This is a genomic window from Streptomyces sp. NPDC039609 (assembly GCF_055596705.1).
In genome coordinates this window covers 398,641-417,436 of record NZ_JBVIUJ010000007.1, presented here as the reverse complement: position 1 = coordinate 417,436, position 18,796 = coordinate 398,641, and the positions used below count along the sequence as shown (strand labels likewise).

Below are 18,796 nucleotides of genomic sequence, written 5' to 3'. Positions count from 1 at the left end.
AGCTTGTTAGGTAAAGTAAAGATCGCGTCAGAGACGCGACAGAAATACTTAGGTGCGCCGGGAAGTCTGGTCGGCATGTGCTGTGTCGTGCCCAACCGACCGGAGGTCGCCTACCGTGCCCGCGCCTGCGCCCACCCCCACCGACCGCAAGTTCCTCGGCCGCCTGTCACTGCCCGAGCGGCAGTTCGTCGCCGACGCGCTGCGCGCCGAGACCGTCGGTGGCGTGCTGCTGCTCGTGGCCGCGATCGCCGCCATCGTCTGGGCCAACACCCCCATCAACGAGAGCTACACGACGGTACAGAACTTCCACATCGGCCCCGAGGCGCTCGGGCTCGACCTCTCGATCCAGCACTGGGCGGCCGACGGCCTCCTCGCGATCTTCTTCTTCGTCGCCGGCATCGAGCTCAAGCGGGAGCTCGTCGCGGGCGAACTGCGCGACCCCAAGGCCGCCGCCCTGCCCGTCATCGCCGCGATATGCGGCATGGCCGTACCCGCGGGCGTCTACGCCCTCGTCAACCTCATCGGCGACGGTTCGATGACCGGCTGGGCCGTGCCCACTGCGACCGACATCGCCTTCGCGCTCGCCGTCCTCGCCGTGATCGGGACCTCGCTCCCATCCGCGCTCCGGGCGTTCCTGCTCACCCTGGCCGTCGTCGACGACCTCTTCGCGATCCTGATCATCGCGGTCTTCTTCACCAGCGACCTGAACTTCGCCGCGCTCGGCGGCGCCTTCATCGGCCTCGCCGTCTTCTGGCTGCTCCTGCGCAAGGGCGTCCGCGGCTGGTACTTCTACGTCCCGCTCGCCCTGGTGATCTGGGGCCTGATGTACAACAGCGGCATCCACGCCACCATCGCGGGCGTCGCCATGGGCCTGATGCTGCGCTGCACGAGGCGCGAAGGCGAGGAGCAGTCCCCCGGCGAGCACATCGAGCATCTGGTCCGGCCGGTCTCCGCCGGGCTGGCCGTGCCTCTGTTCGCCCTGTTCTCGGCCGGTGTCAGCATCAGCGGGAAGACCATCGCCGACATCTCCACCAACCCCGTCACCCTCGGTGTCATCCTCGGCCTGGTGGTCGGCAAGACCGTGGGAATCTTCGGCGGCACCTGGCTGGCGGCCCGCTTCACCAGGGCGGAGCTCAACGAGGATCTGGCCTGGCCGGACGTCCTCGCCGTCGCCTCACTCGCCGGCATCGGCTTCACCGTCTCGCTCCTCATCGGCGAGCTTGCCTTCGAGGACGACCCCACCCTCATGGCGGAGGTCAAGGCGGCTGTCCTGATCGGCTCGCTGACGGCCGCCGTGCTCGCGACGGTTCTGCTCAAGCTGCGGGTGCGGAAGTACCAGGCCCTGCTGGCGGACGAGGAACGCGACGAGGACGAGGACGGCATCCCCGACATGTACGAACAGGACAACCCGGAGTACCACCTCCGGATGGCCGAGATCTACGAGAGGAAGGCCGCGGAGCATCGCGAGCGCGCCCAACTGGCGGGGGCATCGCGCGACGGCGACGACAGTCCGGCATGATCTGAGGTCGGACCGTAGAAGAGAAGAGGGAGCAGCGATGAGCGACCCGGTCAACGGAACCGAGCGCAGCCTCGGTCAGCTGGTCGCCTCGGCGACAGCCGAGATGTCCGCGCTGGTGCACGACGAGATCGCCCTGGCCAAAGCGGAGATCCGGCAGGACGTCAAGCGGGGCGCCATCGGCGGCGCGGCCGGGACGGCCGCCGCCACGGTGCTCCTCTTCTCGCTGCCCATGCTGAGCTTCGCGCTGGCCTACGGCATCAACACGTGGACCGGCGGCCACAACGGCGAGGGCGGCTGGAACCTCGCCTGGTGCTTCCTGCTCTCCTTCGCGGCGAACGTGCTGCTGGCGGGGCTGCTGGGGCTGCTCGCCTACGCCAAGTTCAAGAAGGTCAAGCCGCCGGAGAAGTCCATCGCCTCGGCGAAGCAGACCGCCTTGGTCCTGCAGAACGCCAAGCCGCACCCCCGCCCCGTTCGGGCGGAGCTGCCGGCCGCGGTCCAGGAGAAGGCCGCCGCTGTGGGACGCTCGTCTGCATGACCGTCCCTGAGAGCAGCAACGGCAGCGGCAACGGCAGTCCCGTACGGATCGACGGCCCGTGGACCCATCGCGACGTGGCCGCCAATGGCGCGCGCTTCCACATCGCGGAGATGGGCGACGGCCCGCTCGTGCTGCTGCTGCACGGCTTCCCGCAGTTCTGGTGGACCTGGCGCCATCAGCTGCCTGCTCTCGCCGAGGCGGGCTTCCGGGCCGTGGCGATGGACCTGCGGGGCGTGGGCGGCAGCGACCGCACGCCCCGGGGTTACGACCCCGCCAACCTGGCGCTCGACATCACCGGCGTCGTCCGCTCCCTCGGCGAGCCGGACGCGGCGCTGGTCGGCCATGACCTGGGCGGCTATCTCGCCTGGACCGCGGCCGTGATGCGGCCGAAGCTGGTCCGCCGGCTCGCGGTCTCCTCGATGCCGCACCCGCGCCGCTGGCGCTCGGCGATGCTCTCCGACTTCTCGCAGTCGCGGGCGGGTTCGTACGTATGGGGCTTCCAGCGCCCGTGGCTGCCGGAGCGTCAGCTCGTCGCGGACGAGGGGGCGCTGGTGGGGAAGCTGATCGAGGACTGGTCGGGCCCCGGGCTGCCGGACGAGGAGGCGATCGCGGTGTACCGGCGGGCGATGTGCATCCCGTCGACGGCGCACTGCTCGATCGAGCCGTACCGGTGGATGGTGCGGTCCCTGGCGCGGCCGGACGGAATCCAGTTCAACCGGCGTATGAAGCGCCCGGTGCGGGTACCCACCCTGCACCTTCACGGCTCGATGGACCCGGCGATGCGCACGCGCAGCGCGGCGGGCTCCGGGGAGTACGTGGAGGCGCCGTACCGCTGGCGACTCTTCGACGGCTTGGGGCACTTCCCGCACGAGGAGGACCCGGTGGCGTTCTCCACGGAGCTCATCAACTGGCTCAAGGACCCCGAGCCCGACCGCTGACCGGACTCCCGTTCTACGAACGGCCATGTGCCCGAGACATACTCCAATTGGCGGGCCCCTGGGCGATTACCGACCTTGGGCCACGGGCAGACGTCGGGGTATGGGCTGGACGCACGACTACGGTGACACAGCACGCAACCGCCGCTCGACCGCTGGGTCGAGCTCTCGCGAGAGGGGTGGCCCGCAGGAGCAGGGACGCTCGCATCCCGTGCAGGGGATGGGGATCCCGCGCATCCTGCGCCGCCGGGCCCGCTGGGTCTCGGCCAGGCTCAGGCACACCCGGGACTGACCGCGATCGCCCGTTCGGCTACAGAGCGCACCCCTGGCTGTCCACCTGCTGGTTGGCCGCGCGGCCCTGGATGATGTCGTCCCGGATCTCGTCGGCCGTCAGCGCGTAGCCGGTGTTCGCGTCATCGAGCGAACGGGCGAAGATCACGCCGTACACCTTGCCGTCAGCGGTGAGGAGCGGGCCTCCGGAGTTGCCCTGACGGACCGTCGCGTACAGGGAGTAGACATCCCTGCGGACCTCGCCACGGTGGTAGATGTCCGGGCCCTTGGCGTTGATACGGCCCCGGACGCGCGCCGAGCGGACGTCGTACGAGCCGTTCTCGGGGAAGCCCGCGACGATGGCGTTGTCGCCGCTGCGGGCGTCCGCGTCGGTGAACTGCAGGGGCTCGGCGTCGAGATCCGGCACGTCCAGGACGGCGATGTCGCGCGCCCAGTCGTAGAGGACGACCTTCGCGTCGTACAGCTTGCCCTCGCCGCCGATCTGGACGGTGGGCTCGTCCACCCCTCCGACGACATGGGCGTTGGTCATCACACGGCGGTCGGAGAAGACGAAGCCCGTGCCTTCGAGGACCTTGCCGCAGCTCGGCGCCGTACCGACGACCTTGACGATGGAGCGCTGGGCGCGGGCGGCGACCGGGCTGCCGGCGAGCGCCGGGTCCGGGGGCCGGACCTCCGTGATGGGCTCGTTGGCGAACGGGCTGAAGACCTGCGGGAAGCCGTTCTGGGCGAGGGTGGAGGTGAAGTTCGTGAACCAGGTGGAGACCTGATGGGGCATCACCCGTTCGACTCCGAGGAGCACCTTGGAGTCGCGTACTTCCTTGCTCACCGTGGGCATCGATGTCTGGGCGATGATGGAGCCGAGCAGCCAGGCGACCAGCAGCATCGCGACGACGTTGACCAGCGCGCCGCCGGTGGCGTCCAGGGCGCGCGCCGGTGACCAGGTGATGTGCCGGCGCAGCTTGTTCCCGAGGTGGGTGGTGAAGGCCTGACCGACCGAGGCGCAGACGATCACCACGATCACGAAGACGACCGTCGCCGTGGTGGAGACCTCGGACTTGTTCGTCAGCCAGTCCCAGACGACCGGGAGCAGCAGGACGGCGACGAGGCCGCCGCCGAGGAAACCGATGACCGACAGGATGCCGACCACGAAGCCCTGGCGGTAACCGATGATCGCGAACCACACGGCGGCGAGCAGCAACAGGATGTCCAGCACGTTCACCGTCAATAGCCTCGCAGATTCGTCTTCGGTCGCCCCGGCCCGGAGGTCAGCCTGTCATGAGCGCCAGTCGAGCGGGACCTTCTTGGACCGGTCCCACGGTCTCTCCCAGCCTGCGAAGTGAAGCAGTCGGTCGATCACTCCGGCGGTAAAACCCCAGACCAGAGCGGATGCGACCAGGAACCCCGGGCCCTCGTGGCCGCTGGGGTGGACGGTCGTCGCGCGGTTCGCGGGGTCCGTGAGATCCGCCACGGGGACGGTGAAGACCCGGGCGGTCTCGGCGGGGTCGACCACGCCGACGGGGGTGGGGGTGCGCCACCAGCCGAGCACGGGGGTGACGACGAAGCCGCTGACCGGGATGTAGAGCTGGGGGAGCACGCCGAAGAGCTGGACGCCGGAGGGGTCGAGGCCGGTCTCCTCCTCGGCTTCGCGCAGCGCGGCGCGCAGCAGGCCGCCGTCGGCCGGGGCGCCGTCCTCGGGGTCGAGGGCGCCGCCGGGGAAGGAGGGCTGGCCGGCGTGCGAGCGGAGGGAGCCGGAGCGCTCCATGAGCAGCAGCTCTGGGCCGCGCTCGCCCTCGCCGAAGAGGATCAGGACGGCGGACTGGCGGCCGGCGCCGCTGGCGGGCGGCAGGAAGCGGCTGAGCTGCTCGGGCGCGACGGCGCGGGCGGCCCGCTCGACGGGGGCGATCCAGTCCGGCAGGCCGTCCCGGCTGAGCAGGCCGCCGGTCCCGACGCCATGGGGCGTTTCCCCGGTGTGTGCTTCGGTCTCTTCAGTGCGCGTCATAGGCACCCCCGTGGTTCACAACGCGATCGGTGTGTGGGTTCGTTCCCTCATGGATCGGATCCTTCGGCGCCCTCGGCCCCACCGGGATCCCTCCGCCGGCTGGGCTCACTCGGCTCCCGGGGCGACGCCGGGGGCGGGTGCGGCCGGGCGGCCCGGATAGTCCGGGGGCGGGTTGAGGCGCTGACCGGGGAAGCCGCCCTTCTCGTACTTCAGGAGCTTCTGCGCCTTCTCCGGGTCGGTCTCGCCCTCTCCGTACGCCGGGCAGAGCGGGGCGATCGGGCAGGCGCCGCAGGCGGGCTTGCGGGCATGGCAGATCCGGCGGCCGTGGAAGATCACCCGGTGGGACAGCATCGTCCAGTCGCTCTTCGGGAAGATCTCGGCGATCTCCGCCTCGATCTTGACCGGGTCGTCGCTCTCGGTCCACTTCCAGCGGCGGGCGAGGCGCATGAAGTGGGTGTCGACGGTGATGCCAGGCACGCCGAAGGCGTTGCCGAGGACGACGAAAGCGGTCTTACGGCCCACTCCGGGCAGTTTCACCAGGTCGTCGAGGCGGCCGGGGACCTCGCCGCCGAAATCGTCCCGGAGGGCCGTGGCGAGGCCCATGATCGACTTGGTCTTGGCGCGGAAGAAGCCGGTGGGCCGGATCAGCTCCTCGACCTCCTCGGGGACGGCGACGGCCAGGTCCTCGGGGGTCGGGTACGCCGCGAAGAGCGCGGGGGTGGTCTGGTTGACCCGCAGGTCGGTGGTCTGGGCGGAGAGGACCGTGGCGACGAGCAGCTCGAAGGGATTCCGGAAGTCCAGCTCGGGGTGGGCGTACGGGAAGACCTCGGCCAGCTCACGGTTGATCTTCCGGGCCCGGCGGACCATCGCGAGCCGGGATTCCGCTTTCGCGGGTTTCGGAGCGGGCTTCGGAGTCTTCGCGGCGGCCTTCGACGTCTTCGCGGCGGCCTTCTCCGCGGGCTTCGCCGTCTTCGAAGCGGCCTTGGAGGTCACCTTCGCTGGGCGTTTTGCCGGATTCGCCTGTTTCGGCGCACCCTGTTCGCCCACAGCGGAATTACCCTTGGCGGACACTCTTCCAGCCCCCTTGGCCTGCGCTCTCACCGGCGAGTTGGACACTCGGCCAGCCTAAGGGCCACCACCGACATCCGCCCTGGGCACGACCGATCACGACCCAATCGGGGCCCTGACGTACGGAGGAGTGGTTCGGTACGTCAAACTTGTTGTGATTGATCGCACTGTTTTGTGCGTCCGGCATCATGGGATCAAGGTCCCCTGAGCAGGTCGACATAGGAGAGAACTCGTGGACGACGTTCTGCGGCGCGCCCCGCTCTTCGCGGCGCTCGATGACGAGCAGGCCGCGGAGCTGCGCGCCTCGATGAGTGAAGCGACGCTCGCCCGTGGCGACGCGCTCTTCCACGAGGGCGACCCCGGTGACCGCCTGTACGTGGTGACCGAGGGCAAGGTGAAGCTCCACCGCACCTCACCCGACGGCCGGGAGAACATGCTGGCGGTCCTCGGCCCCGGCGAGCTCATCGGCGAGCTCTCCCTCTTCGACCCGGGCCCGCGTACCGCCACGGCGACCGCGCTGACCGAGGTCAAGCTGCTGGGCCTGGGCCACGGTGACCTCCAGCCCTGGCTGAACGCCCGCCCCGAGGTGGCCACCGCCCTGCTGCGTGCGGTCGCCCGCCGACTGCGCAAGACCAACGACCAGATGTCCGACCTGGTCTTCTCCGACGTTCCGGGCCGTGTCGCCCGCGCGCTCCTCGACCTGTCGCGCCGCTTCGGCGTGCAGTCCGAGGAGGGCATCCACGTCGTCCACGACCTGACCCAGGAGGAGCTCGCCCAGCTGGTCGGCGCCTCCCGCGAGACGGTCAACAAGGCCCTGGCGGACTTCGCACAGCGCGGCTGGCTGCGTCTGGAGGCCCGCGCCGTGATCCTGCTGGACGTGGAGCGCCTCGCGAAGCGCTCGCGGTAAGCACCCCCGTACGTACGAGGAAGGCCGCCCGGTCGTGGACCGGGCGGCCTTCCTCGTACGTCGACTACGGCAGTACTACCGCTTCGTGCCGTCGACGATCAGCGGGTTGCCACCCGCGGCGCCGCACGGAACCGCGTACACCGGGTTCTTCGCCGCGGCCTCCTTGTACGCGTCGATGCACTGGTTCATCAGGACCTTGTCGGTCAGCGAGTCGTTGAGGATCTTGTTGGCGCGGGCGATGCCCTCGGCCTCGATACGGCGCCGGTCGGCCTCGGCCTTGGCCGTACGGGACGCCTCGGTGGCGCGCTCGGTCGCCTGCTGCTGCTGGATCTTGCGGTCGATCTGGTCCTGCAGAGCCTTCGAGGGCTTCACGTTGCGCAGGTTGACGGTCGTGACGTCGATCCCGCGCGGGGCCAGGCGCTCCTTGATGAGCGTGCCGATCTCCGCGTTGATCTTCTCGCGGTCCGTGGCGTAGCCCTGCTCGCTCGTGTAGCGGGCGAAGACGTTACGCACGATCTCCCGGCTGTCCGGGTAGACCAGACGCTGCTGGATGGACTCCTCGCTGCCCGCGAGCCGGTACAGCTCGACCGACTTGGCCGGCGTGACCGCCCACTTCACGGTCACCTCGACCTCCATCACGCCGCCCTGCGAGGAGCGGACCTCGACCACGTCCTTGTCGGAGAGGTTGAGGTCGACCGGGCGGGTGGAGAAGGTCGTGACGTCGGTGAACGGCGACTTGACGTGCATGCCCGAGGTCATCGGCTCGCCCACCTTGCCGAACGCGACCGGGACGCCGACCTCGTACGCGCTGACCACGTACGTCATGCTGGCGACCAGCGAGAAGGCACCCGCGATGACCGCGCCGAGCGCGCCGAGCTTCAGCCCCCTCGAGTCGTTGGAGCGGGCGACGAAGAAGAGCACCACTGCTGCGACGAGCAGCAGGATGGCTATGACGAACATGGGCGTTCCCCCCGAGGACTACGGTCGGTTGCAGGCGAAGTAAGCGGAGCGTAAGACACGAACCGCGAGCCCTCGAGGGTGGGGGTCAGATCAGGCCGTGCTCCCGCAGGTACTCCAGCTGAGCCCGTACGGACAGTTCGGCGGCCGGCCAGAGCGAGCGGTCCACGTCCGCGTACACATGGGCGACGACCTCCGAGGGGGTCCGGTGGCCGCTCTCGACCGCCGTCTCCACCTGGGCGAGCCGGTTCGCGCGGTGCGCGAGATAGAACTCCACCGCGCCCTGTGCGTCCTCCAGGACGGGCCCGTGCCCCGGCAGCACCGTGTGAACCCCGTCGTCGACCGTGAGCGAGCGCAGCCTGCGCAGCGAGTCCAGATAGTCGCCGAGCCGCCCGTCGGGGTGGGCGACGATCGTCGTGCCGCGCCCGAGGATCGTGTCGCCCGTCAGGACGGCCCGGTCGGCGGGGAGATGGAAGGAGAGCGAGTCCGCGGTGTGCCCAGGCGTCGGTACGACCCGCATCTCCAGCCCGCCGACCGCGATGACGTCCCCGGCGGTGAGCCCCTCGTCCCCGAGCCGCAGAGCCGGGTCCAGGGCCCGCACATGGGTCCCCGTCAGCTCGGCGAACCGGCCCGCGCCCTCGGCGTGGTCGGGGTGACCGTGCGTCAGCAGCGTGAGCGCGACCCGCTTGCCGAGCTTCGTCGCGGTCTCGATCACATGCGTGAGGTGACCGTCGTCGAGCGGCCCCGGGTCGACGACGACGGCGAGGTCGGAGTCCGGCTCGGAGACGATCCAGGTATTGGTGCCGTCGAGGGTCATCGCGGACGGATTCGGCGCGAGGACGTTGACGGCGCGGGCGGTCGCGGGGCCGGAGAGGACCCCGCCCCGGGGCTGCCCGGGCAGCGCGGCGGCGTCACTCATCGCCCACCTCCTTCGCCCGGAGCACCGGCGTCCTGGTCCGCGTCCGTCGTGGCAGACGCGTCAGGACGCGCGCCCGTCGGGATGTGCTTGGTGAACTCGTCGTGGCCCGGCCAGCTCAGGATCAGCTTGTCGCCCTCCAGCCGCGCCTGCGCGAGTACGGGAGTCAGGTCCTGGTCCTGGGCCGCGGCCAGCGCCTCGGCGGCCGTACCGAAGCGTTCCAGGCCCCGCAGGGTCGAGATCGTCGGCGGCATCATCGTCAGCTCGCCCCGGTCGTAGCCGGCCGCGGCGTCCTCCGGGCGGATCCAGACCGTGCGGTCCGCCTCGGTCGAGACGTCACGGGTGCGCTGCCCGGTCGGAAGGACGGCCGCGAAGAACCAGGTGTCGTACCGCCGGGACTCGAACTCCGGCGTGATCCACCGCGCCCACGCACCGAGCAGGTCCGAGCGCAGCACCAGCCCGCGCCGGTCGAGGAAGTCCGCGAACGACAGCTCACGGGCGACCAGCGCCTCCCGGTCCTTCTCCCAGTCCTCACCGGTCGTGTCGTCGACCACGGAGTCGGCGGTCCCGCCGGCGAGCAGCACGCCCGCCTCCTCGAAGGTCTCCCGCACGGCCGCGCAGACGATCGCCTGCGCCTCTTCCGTACCCGTGACGCCGAGGCGTTCGGCCCAGCTCTCCAGGGAGGGTCCGGCCCAGCGCACCGGGTGCTCGTCACGCGGATCGACGCCGCCGCCCGGATACGCGTACGCACCGCCCGCGAAGGCCATCGAGGTGCGCCGCCGCAGCATATGGACGTGCGGACCGTCGGCGGCGTCGCGCAGCAGAAGGACGGTCGCCGCCCGCCTCGGGGCCGGGGGCGTGAGCTCGCCCGCCGCCAGGGCGCGGATGCGGTCGGGCCATTCCGGTGGGTACCACTGACCATTCGACATGGCCGGATGGTATGCGCAACTACCCGAACGCACGAGAGCCGATTCCCCCTGGGCGGGAGAACCGGCTCTTGACGAACGTACGGGCGGTCAGGCCTGGACGAGCTCCACCTGGACCTCGACCTCGACCGGGGCGTCCAGCGGCAGCACCGCGACACCCACCGCGCTGCGCGCGTGCACTCCCTTGTCACCGAGGACGGCGCCCAGCAGCTCGCTGGCGCCGTTGATGACGCCCGGCTGACCGGTGAAGTCGGAGGCCGAGGCGACGAAGCCGACGACCTTCACGACCCGCTTGATCCGGTCCAGGTCACCGGCGACCGACTTCACGGCCGCGAGCGCGTTCAGCGCGCAGGTGGCCGCGAGCTTCTTGGCCTCCTCGGCGGTGACCTCGCCGCCGACCTTGCCGGCCAGCTGGAGCTTGCCCTCCACGATCGGGAGCTGGCCCGAGGTGTAGACGTACACACCCGACTGCACGGCCGGCTGGTAGGCGGCCAGCGGGGGCACGACCTCCGGCAGCGTCAGGCCCAGCTCGGCGAGCTTCGCCTCGACGGCGCCGCTCATCAGGACTTCTCCCGCTTCAGGTAGGCCACGAGCTGCTCGGGGTTGTTCGGGCCGGGAACGACCTGGACGAGCTCCCACCCGTCCTCGCCCCAGGTGTCCAGAATCTGCTTCGTCGCGTGCACGAGAAGGGGCACGGTCGCGTATTCCCACTTGGTCATGGAGCCGACTGTATCCGCTGCCACAGGTAGCCTCCTGCTTAGGCGGGCCTGCCAGTGGTTAGGCTCGAAGACGTGAGCAGGCTCCAGGTCGTCAGCGGCAAGGGTGGTACCGGTAAGACGACGGTCGCCGCCGCCCTCGCGCTCGCCCTCGCGACGGAGGGCAAGCGGACCCTCCTCGTCGAGGTCGAAGGCAGACAGGGCATCGCACAGCTCTTCGAGACGGAAGCCCTTCCGTACGAGGAGCGCAAGATCGCCGTCGCGCCGGGCGGCGGCGAGGTGTTCGCGCTGGCCATCGACGCCGAGCGCGCGCTCCTCGACTACCTCCAGATGTTCTACAAACTGGGCACCGCGGGCCGGGCCCTGAAGAAGCTCGGCGCGATCGACTTCGCGACGACGATAGCGCCGGGCGTACGGGACGTACTGCTGACCGGCAAGGCGTGCGAGGCGGTCCGCCGGCGCGAGAAGCACGGCGGCTACACCTACGACCATGTCGTCATGGACGCACCCCCGACCGGCCGGATCACCCGCTTCCTCAACGTGAACGACGAGGTGGCGGGGCTGGCCCGGATCGGCCCGATACACAATCAGGCGCAGGCCGTGATGCGGGTGCTCAAGTCCCCGGAGACGGCGGTGCATCTGGTGACGCTGCTGGAGGAGATGCCGGTCCAGGAGACCGCGGACGGCGTCGCGGAGCTGCGCGGGGCCGACCTACCGGTGGGCGAGATCATCGTCAACATGGTCCGTCCGCACGTCCTCGACGAGGCGGCGGTACGGGCCGCCTCCGGCGACCACCGGGACGCGGTCGCGAAGACCCTGGCGGCCGCGGGGATCTCCGGCGGTACGAAGCTGGTCGAGCCGCTCCTGGAGCAGGCGGGCGAGCACGCCCAGCGGGTGGAGCTGGAGCGCGAGCAGCGTGCGGTGCTGGCCGGCCTCGGCGTACCGACGTACGAACTGCCCTTCCTCGGGGACGGGGCGGACATCGCGGGCCTGTACCGGCTGGCGAAGGACCTACGGAAGCAAGGGGTGGGCGTGTGACGGAGAAGGCTGCCGCGGTGCACGGTCTCGACTCCGTGCCCGCCGCGAACGGGCTCGACTCCGCTCCCGTCCTGCACCTGGATCCGCTCATCGACGACCTGGGCACGCGGATCGTCGTCTGCTGCGGCGCGGGCGGGGTCGGCAAGACGACGACCGCGGCGGCGCTCGGCGTACGGGCGGCCGAGCGGGGCCGCAAGGTCGTCGTGCTGACGATCGACCCGGCGCGCCGGCTGGCCCAGTCGATGGGGATCGACTCGCTCGACAACATCCCCCGCAAGGTCGACGGCATCAAGGGCTCCGACGGCGGGGAACTGCACGCGATGATGCTCGACATGAAGCGGACCTTCGACGAGATCGTCGAGGCGCACGCGGACGCCGAGCGGGCCCGGGCGATCCTGGAGAACCCGTTCTACCAGTCCCTGTCGGCCGGCTTCGCCGGTACGCAGGAGTACATGGCGATGGAGAAGCTCGGGCAGCTGCGGGCCCGTGACGAGTGGGATCTGATCGTCGTCGACACTCCCCCGTCGCGTTCGGCGCTGGACTTCCTGGACGCTCCGAAGCGGCTCGGGTCCTTCCTGGACGGGAAGTTCATCAAACTGCTGATGGCCCCGGCGAAGATGGGCGGCCGGGCCGGGATGAAGTTCCTCAACGTCGGCATGTCGATGATGACGGGCACGCTGGGGAAGCTGCTGGGAGGGCAGTTCCTGAAGGACGTTCAGACCTTCGTGGCCGCGATGGACACGATGTTCGGCGGCTTCCGGACCCGGGCGGACGCCACGTACAAGCTGCTCCAGGCCCCGGGCACGGCGTTCCTCGTGGTGGCCACGCCGGAGCGGGACGCGCTGCGCGAGGCCGCGTACTTCGTGGAACGGCTCGCCGCCGAGGAGATGCCCCTGGCCGGTCTCGTCCTCAACCGCGTCCACGGCAGCGGCGCCGCCCAGCTGTCGGCCGAGCGGGCGCGGGCCGCCGCGGAAAATCTTGACGAGGGAGGCATTGTCGATCAAGTGGCCGGGAAGACTGGTGTTCGTGGCTCCCGTGCCACACCCCCCGAGCTGTCGGACACCGCCAGCGCCGCCACCGTCACCGCCGCCGCACGCACGTCGCACGACGAGGCTGCCCCCACAGCCGACGACGCCACGCACGACATTCAGCAACTGACCGCAGGACTGCTCCGTCTCCATGCCGAGCGGATGCAGGTGCTCGCGCGCGAACAGCGCACGCGCGACCGCTTCACGGCGCTCCACCCCGAGGTGGCTGTGGCCGAAGTGGCCGCCCTGCCCGGCGACGTACACGATCTCGCAGGGCTTCGGGCCATCGGTGATCGACTCACGGCCGGCCGGATGCCGTCGGCCTGAGCTGTGCGAACGCCGGCGGGGGCATCGCCCTCCGCCGCGCAAGCCTCAAACATCTGCGAACGCTGCGTACGTGTCGAACGTGCCGTACGCCTTCAGAGCTGCGTACGTCTCGAACGTGTCGTACGCCCGCGTACGTCTCGAACGTCACGAGCCGGTAAGGCGTGGGGCTAGCCCACCGCCGCATACGCCTCGTACGTCGCGTCGTCCTCGATCGCCACGGGGAGCAGTCCCGCTCCCCGCTCGTACTCCGTGCGCGCGGTCTCGAGCAGTCGCCGCCACGAGGTGACGGTCGGCCGCCGGCGCAGCAGGGCACGGCGCTCGCGCTCCGTCATCCCGCCCCACACGCCGAACTCCACACGGTTGTCCAGGGCGTCGGCCAGGCACTCGGTCCGCACCGGACATCCGGTGCACACTGCCTTCGCCCTGTTCTGTGCCGCTCCTTGAACGAAAAGTTCGTCCGGATCGGTAGTGCGGCAGGCCGCCTGCGCACTCCAGTCAGCTACCCAGCCCATACCGGCGCCGTCCTCTCCCGAATCGAGGCTCCCCCACGGCGGTAGCGGCATATTCACCGCTGCCAGTTGGTGACGTTACGGAAGGTGGGCACAGCGCAACACCCCCTTCGGGCCCAATCTTGAATGGCCCGAACGGACTATGCGTACGCGGCAGATCACCCAGGGGAGTGACCGGTGGACATGCGTGTCGAATCCGGCGAACCGGGGCAGTTCGCCCGGCCGTGACGGAGCCACTTGGGGCGTCGAGTGACGCATGGGGCGGAATCGGGCATGACTTCCCAGGCTTCGGGTTCAAGGGATTTCGTGCCGATGTCACGCCCGGGTCTTGATGCAGAACCACACTGCTGTGACAGTTGAGAGCAGCTTAGGCCAAGGCATACACGCGTGTCCGGCGAATGAGAACGTAGCCGCCTCACGTTGCCGTGCCGTCACGTCTGCGGGATGAGTCCTCCGTTCACGGCGCGGCGGAAGAGCCTCAGGTGCCACTCGCCGGCGTCCGGTCCGGGGTCGGTGGCCCACCGGGGAATCCGGCGCCCCGGCCGCCCCTGGATGTCACGGTCTGGTACTCGAACGCTCCGAGAGGCCCCTGCTCCTGCGGAACGCTCATCACTACGGATTAGGCTGCCCCCATGGCAAAGAAGCGCTCGGGCGGAGGTCTGACCGGGACCCAGCAGGCCGCCAAGTTCCTCGGTGTCAGTGTGCTCTCCGGAGCCGTGCTGGCAGGCATCGCCCTGCCCGCGGCCGGAGCACTCGGACTGGCGGCCAAGGGCACGGTCGAGGGATTCGACGAAATCCCGTCCAACCTGAAGACGCCGCCGCTGAGTCAGCGCACCACGATCCTCGACTCCGAGGGCGGCCACCTCGCCACCGTGTACTCGCGCGACCGGAAGGTCGTGCCGCTGGAGAAGATCTCCCCGTACATGCAGAAGGCGATCGTCGCGATCGAGGACTCCCGCTTCTACGAGCACGGAGCGGTCGACCTCAAGGGCGTGCTGCGCGCGATCAACCGCAACGCCCAGTCGGGCGGCGTGGCGCAGGGCGCGTCGACGCTCACTCAGCAGTATGTGAAGAACGTCTTCGTCGAGGAGGCCGGTGACGACCCCGAGAAGGTCGCCCAGGCCACCCAGCAGACCATCGGCCGTAAGGTCCGCGAACTCAAGTACGCGATCCAGGTCGAGGAGGAGCTGGGGAAGAAGAAGATCCTCGAGAACTACCTGAACATCACCTTCTTCGGCCAGCAGGCGTACGGCATCGAGGCAGCGGCCCAGCGCTACTTCTCCAAGCCCGCCGCCGACCTGAAGTTGGAGGAGGCCGCCATGATGGCCGGCCTCGTCCAGTCGCCGAGCCGCTACGACCCGGTCAACGACCTCCAGGAAGCCACCAAGCGCCGCAACACGGTGCTGCAGCGGATGGCCGACGTGAAGGACATCAGCCAGGCGGAGGCGGACCGGGCGAAGGCCACGCCGATCAAGCTGAAGGTGAAGGCCCCGAAGAACGGCTGCATCACCGCCGTGGACGGCGCCGGCTTCTTCTGCGACTACGTCCGCAAGACGATCCTCAACGACCCGGTCTTCGGCAAGACGGTCGAGGAGCGGCAGAAGCTGTGGAACCTGGGCGGCCTCACCGTCCGGACCACGCTCGACCCGCGCGCGCAGGAGGCGGCCAACGAGGCGGCCGTCGCGAAGATCAACGTGGACGACAAGGTCGCCGCCTCGGTGGTCCAGGTCCAGCCGGGCACCGGCAAGATCCTCTCGATGGGCCAGTCCCGCCCGTACGGCCTGGACCAGAAGCAGCACCAGACCACGCTCAACCTCGCCGTCGGCAAGAAGATGGGCGGCACGACGTACGGCTTCCAGGTCGGTTCGACGTTCAAGCCGATCACCGCCGCGGCGGCCCTGGAGAAGGGGCTGAGCCCGGCGCAGTCCTTCTCCACACCGTGGAAGATCTCGCTTCCGATGGCCTCCTACACCACCTGCGCGGGCGGCCCGTCCGGCGGTGGCAACTGGGACCTGCAGAACGAGATGAAGTCCGAGGCCGGCACCTGGGACATGACGAGCGCGCTCGGCAAGTCCATCAACACCTACTTCGCCCACCTGGAGCAGATGACCGGGCTGTGCGAGACGGTCGAGATGGCGAAGAAGATGGGGTACGAGAAGGAGCTGGGCAAGAAGCTCCAGGAGCTGCCCTCGATCACCCTCGGCGGCCAGGAGTCCACCCCGCTCGACATGGCGGCCGTGTACGCCACCTTCGCCAACCGCGGCACGTACTGCACCCCGGTCGCCATCGAGTCGATCAAGACGGCCAACGGCGAGAAGCTGAAGGTGCCTCAGACGGAGTGCTCGCGGGCGATGAGCGAGCGCACCGCGGACTCCATCAACCAGATGCTGAAGGGCGTCGTCGAGGACGGCACCGGTACGAGGGCGGGTCTGAGCGACCGCGACAACGCCGGCAAGACGGGTACGACGAACGACCGCAAGGACGCCTGGTTCGTCGGATACACCCCGAACCTCTCCACGGCGGTGTGGGTCGGTGACGACGTCGGCGAGAAGCAGTCGATGTACAACATCGTCATCGGCGGCGTGACGTACGACAAGGTCTGCGGTGGCTGCCTCCCCGGTCCGATCTGGAAGATCGCGATGACCGGGGCGCTGACCGCCTCCGAGACACCGTCCTTCGCGCCGATCTCCGTGCCTCGCGGCGAGAAGCCGGAGGACAAGGAGAAGGACAAGGACAAGGGCAAGCCCGGCGACGACAACAGGCCGGGTGGCCGGGACGATGAGGACGACCCGTTCCCGGGGATCACGATCCCGCCGGACCTGATCGGCGGCGGGAACGGCCGCGGCGGCAACAACGGCGGCAACGGCCGCTAGGACGCGGACATGAGCGAGGGCGCCTCTCCTGGGAGAGGCGCCCTCGGTCGTTCACGGGACTGAGCCGGCGAGGAACTCTTCACGACCGGCGAGCTTCGGCTCGGCAGGCGAGCCTTGCCGGGATCTGGCCGTGAGCTTCGGCTCGGCCCGGCGAGCGTTCCCGGGATCCGGGCCGCGAGCGTCGGCTCAGCAGGCGAGCCTTGCCGGGATCTGGCCGCGAGCTTCGGCTCGGCCCGGCGAGCGTTCCCGGGATCCGGGCCGCGAGCGTCGGCTCAGCAGGCGAGCCTTGCCGGGATCTGGCCGCGAGCTTCGGCTCGGCCCGGCGAGCGTTCCCAGGATCCGGCCCGCGAGCTTCGACTCAGCCGAAGAGCGCTCCCGGGAACCGGCCCGCGAACGTTTTCGCGGGTCTCAGCCCGCCAGGAGCTTCTTCACGACGGCGGCGACGCGGCCGCCCTCGGCCTGCCCGGCCACCTTCGGGTTCACGATCTTCATGACGGCACCCATGGCCCGCGGCCCCTCGGCGCCGGCGGCCTTGGCCTCGGTGACGGCCGCCGCGACGATCTGCTCCAGCTCGTCGTCGCCGAGCTGCTTCGGCAGGTACGCGTCGAGGATGACACCCTCCGCCTTCTCCCGCTCGGCCGACTCGGCGCGACCGCCCTGGGCGAAGGCCTCCGCGGCCTCACGGCGCTTCTTCGCCTCCTTGGCGATCACCTTCTGCACCTCGTCGTCGGAGAGCTCGCGCTTGGTCGTGCCCGAGACCTCCTCCTTGGTGATCGCGGTGAGGGTGAGCCGCAGCGTCGAGGAGCGCAGCTCGTCGCGCTCCTTGATGGCGGCGTTGAGGTCGTCCTGAAGCTTGGCCTTGAGCGTGGTCATGCCTCAAGTGTGTCAGGTGCCCCACCCTGCCCGCCCGCGCATTTCCCTCCATCGGGTCTGCGACGATGGGGGGATGCGCGCACGGTACGGGATCCCCCTCAAGGTCACGGCAGGTCTTACGGCGACGGCGGCGGCCGGACTGGTCTACGCGGCGGGCTTCGAGGCCCGCTCGTTCCGCCTGCGCCGTGTGACGATCCCCGTACTCCCGCGCGGAATGCGGGATCTGCGGGTCCTTCAGGTCTCCGACATCCACATGGTGTGCGGCCAGCGCAAGAAGCGGAAGTGGCTACAGTCGCTCGCGGGGCTGCGCCCGGACTTCGTGGTCAACACGGGCGACAACCTCTCGGACACGGACGCGGTCCCGGAGGTCCTGGACGCGCTCGGCCCGCTGATGGACTTCCCGGGCGTGTACGTCTTCGGCTCCAACGACTACTACGGGCCGCGGCTGCGCAACCCCGCCCGCTATCTGCTGGAGAAGGCCCAGGGGCGGCACGGTCTCAACGGCAACGCGCCGGTGGTGGGCGCGGTGCACAACCCGTGGGAGGGGCTGCGGGACGCCTTCGACGACGCGGGCTGGGTGAACCTGACCAACACCCGCGGCCGGCTGAAGCTGCCCGACCTGGAGCTGGCCTTCACCGGGCTGGACGACCCTCACATCAAGCGGGACCGGTACGAGCGGGTGGCGGGCGGCCCCGACCTGACGGCGGACTTCTCACTGGGCGTGGTCCACGCCCCGTATCTGCGCACCCTCGACGCCTTCACCGCGGACGGCTACGGCCTGATCCTGGCGGGCCACACACACGGCGGCCAGCTGTGCGTCCCCTTCTACGGCGCGCTGGTGACCAACTGCGACCTGGACACGGACCGGGTGAAGGGCCTCTCGACGCACACGGTGGAGGGCCGCACCTCCTTCCTCCACGTCTCGGCGGGCTGCGGCACGAACCGCTTCACCCCGGTGCGCTTCGCCTGCCCCCCGGAGGCGACGCTGCTGACGCTGACGGCGCGCGACTGAGACGTACCTCTTCCACGCGCCGCCCCCGGGCGACACCCGGCCGGACCGCATCCGACCTGCGACGCCGCCCCGCGAAAACCGGATTTCGTCTCCGGGCGCGGGTGGGCTAAAGTAATCGATGTCGCCGCGACGTGAAGAGCAGAGCAGCGACATCGGGGTGTAGCGCAGCTTGGCAGCGCGCTTCGTTCGGGACGAAGAGGTCGTGGGTTCAAATCCCGCCACCCCGACAGCTAAGTAGCAGGTCAGAGGCCGCCTACGAATTTCGTAGGCGGCCTCTGGCGTTGTACGTGACACACGGCGATCGGCGCCGTAACGGTGTCGATCAGTGGGGAACCGCGCCCGGTGTGCGGCGAGCGCCGCGTGCGTG

At 69.8% G+C, this 18,796-nt stretch carries 19 protein-coding genes and 1 tRNA gene; 10 read left to right on the top strand and 10 right to left on the bottom strand.

Features of this window, described 5'->3' with window-relative positions; all coding sequences use genetic code 11:
- The first annotated feature begins 115 nt into the window (after positions 1-115).
- From nhaA to ACZ561_RS23125, 4 genes are all read left to right on the top strand, one after another.
- A complete protein-coding gene (nhaA, locus tag ACZ561_RS23140; protein WP_470998109.1) occupies positions 116-1,519 on the top strand; it encodes a Na+/H+ antiporter NhaA in 1,404 nt (467 codons plus the stop codon).
- Between the two features lie 37 nt (positions 1,520-1,556).
- Entirely contained in the window at positions 1,557-2,054 is a 498-nt protein-coding gene (locus tag ACZ561_RS23135; RefSeq protein ID WP_470998107.1) for a phage holin family protein, read from the top strand.
- Entirely contained in the window at positions 2,051-2,992 is a 942-nt protein-coding gene (locus tag ACZ561_RS23130) for an alpha/beta fold hydrolase (protein ID WP_376431264.1), read from the top strand. The genes ACZ561_RS23135 and ACZ561_RS23130 overlap by 4 nt, the downstream gene beginning before the upstream one ends.
- 100 nt (positions 2,993-3,092) lie before the next feature.
- On the top strand, positions 3,093-3,281 hold the full coding sequence (locus ACZ561_RS23125; protein WP_329118948.1) for a hypothetical protein: 189 nt from the start codon (positions 3,093-3,095) through the stop codon (positions 3,279-3,281).
- A gap of 18 nt (positions 3,282-3,299) precedes the next feature.
- Here the strand turns inward: ACZ561_RS23125 and ACZ561_RS23120 are convergent, their stop codons facing one another.
- The 3 genes from ACZ561_RS23120 to nth form a co-directional block, all read right to left on the bottom strand.
- Complete coding sequence (locus ACZ561_RS23120) at positions 3,300-4,499, bottom strand: MarP family serine protease (protein ID WP_470998104.1); 1,200 nt, start codon at positions 4,497-4,499, stop codon at positions 3,300-3,302.
- Between the two features lie 54 nt (positions 4,500-4,553).
- Positions 4,554-5,279: an NUDIX hydrolase gene (locus tag ACZ561_RS23115; RefSeq protein ID WP_470998102.1), complete on the bottom strand. Its 726-nt coding sequence runs from the start codon at positions 5,277-5,279 to the stop codon at positions 4,554-4,556.
- A 105-nt stretch (positions 5,280-5,384) separates the two neighbouring features.
- Positions 5,385-6,272 carry an endonuclease III gene (gene nth, locus ACZ561_RS23110; protein WP_470998097.1) on the bottom strand — a complete coding sequence of 296 codons (888 nt, stop codon included), beginning with the start codon at positions 6,270-6,272 and terminating at the stop codon, positions 5,385-5,387.
- A gap of 307 nt (positions 6,273-6,579) precedes the next feature.
- Here nth and ACZ561_RS23105 point away from each other — a divergent pair, with 307 nt between their 5' ends.
- On the top strand, positions 6,580-7,254 hold the full coding sequence (locus ACZ561_RS23105) for a Crp/Fnr family transcriptional regulator (protein ID WP_015034542.1): 675 nt from the start codon (positions 6,580-6,582) through the stop codon (positions 7,252-7,254).
- 75 nt (positions 7,255-7,329) lie between these two features.
- Here ACZ561_RS23105 and ACZ561_RS23100 read toward each other — a convergent pair whose 3' ends face one another.
- From ACZ561_RS23100 to ACZ561_RS23080, 5 genes are all read right to left on the bottom strand, one after another.
- Positions 7,330-8,214: a prohibitin family protein gene (locus ACZ561_RS23100; RefSeq protein WP_470998093.1), complete on the bottom strand. Its 885-nt coding sequence runs from the start codon at positions 8,212-8,214 to the stop codon at positions 7,330-7,332.
- An 85-nt stretch (positions 8,215-8,299) separates the two neighbouring features.
- A complete protein-coding gene (locus ACZ561_RS23095) occupies positions 8,300-9,130 on the bottom strand; it encodes an MBL fold metallo-hydrolase (RefSeq protein WP_470998090.1) in 831 nt (276 codons plus the stop codon).
- Positions 9,127-10,056, bottom strand: coding sequence for an NUDIX hydrolase (locus tag ACZ561_RS23090; RefSeq protein ID WP_470998087.1), 930 nt, complete (start codon positions 10,054-10,056; stop codon positions 9,127-9,129). Before ACZ561_RS23090 ends, ACZ561_RS23095 begins: the two co-directional genes overlap by 4 nt.
- A gap of 87 nt (positions 10,057-10,143) precedes the next feature.
- Positions 10,144-10,614: a RidA family protein gene (locus ACZ561_RS23085; RefSeq protein WP_329118935.1), complete on the bottom strand. Its 471-nt coding sequence runs from the start codon at positions 10,612-10,614 to the stop codon at positions 10,144-10,146.
- Positions 10,614-10,772 (bottom strand): DUF4177 domain-containing protein, encoded by a 159-nt coding sequence (locus ACZ561_RS23080; protein WP_017947820.1) that lies wholly within the window; start codon positions 10,770-10,772, stop codon positions 10,614-10,616. Before ACZ561_RS23080 ends, ACZ561_RS23085 begins: the two co-directional genes overlap by 1 nt.
- Before the next feature lie 72 nt (positions 10,773-10,844).
- On the opposite strand from ACZ561_RS23080, the gene bagA reads away from it, so the two are divergent.
- Both bagA and bagB read left to right on the top strand, forming a co-directional pair.
- The gene (gene bagA / locus ACZ561_RS23075) at positions 10,845-11,807 is read left to right on the top strand and encodes an ATPase BagA (RefSeq protein WP_470998084.1); all 963 of its coding nucleotides are present in this window, start codon (positions 10,845-10,847) and stop codon (positions 11,805-11,807) included.
- A 35-nt stretch (positions 11,808-11,842) separates the two neighbouring features.
- Positions 11,843-13,162: an ATPase BagB gene (gene bagB, locus ACZ561_RS23070; RefSeq protein ID WP_470998581.1), complete on the top strand. Its 1,320-nt coding sequence runs from the start codon at positions 11,843-11,845 to the stop codon at positions 13,160-13,162.
- Between the two features lie 167 nt (positions 13,163-13,329).
- Here the strand turns inward: bagB and ACZ561_RS23065 are convergent, their stop codons facing one another.
- Positions 13,330-13,674 (bottom strand): WhiB family transcriptional regulator, encoded by a 345-nt coding sequence (locus tag ACZ561_RS23065; RefSeq protein ID WP_015034550.1) that lies wholly within the window; start codon positions 13,672-13,674, stop codon positions 13,330-13,332.
- Positions 13,675-14,303: 629 nt separating this feature from the next.
- On the opposite strand from ACZ561_RS23065, the gene ACZ561_RS23060 reads away from it, so the two are divergent.
- Positions 14,304-16,544, top strand: a complete 2,241-nt coding sequence (locus ACZ561_RS23060) for a transglycosylase domain-containing protein (protein WP_470998081.1) — start codon at positions 14,304-14,306, stop codon at positions 16,542-16,544.
- Between the two features lie 408 nt (positions 16,545-16,952).
- Here the strand turns inward: ACZ561_RS23060 and ACZ561_RS23055 are convergent, their stop codons facing one another.
- Positions 16,953-17,417: a GatB/YqeY domain-containing protein gene (locus ACZ561_RS23055; RefSeq protein WP_470998078.1), complete on the bottom strand. Its 465-nt coding sequence runs from the start codon at positions 17,415-17,417 to the stop codon at positions 16,953-16,955.
- A 73-nt stretch (positions 17,418-17,490) separates the two neighbouring features.
- Between ACZ561_RS23055 and ACZ561_RS23050 the strand changes: the two genes are divergently transcribed.
- Both ACZ561_RS23050 and ACZ561_RS23045 read left to right on the top strand, forming a co-directional pair.
- Positions 17,491-18,429, top strand: a complete 939-nt coding sequence (locus ACZ561_RS23050) for a metallophosphoesterase (protein ID WP_470998075.1) — start codon at positions 17,491-17,493, stop codon at positions 18,427-18,429.
- Between the two features lie 153 nt (positions 18,430-18,582).
- Positions 18,583-18,656, top strand: a tRNA-Pro gene (locus ACZ561_RS23045).
- Positions 18,657-18,796: the final 140 nt, after the last annotated feature.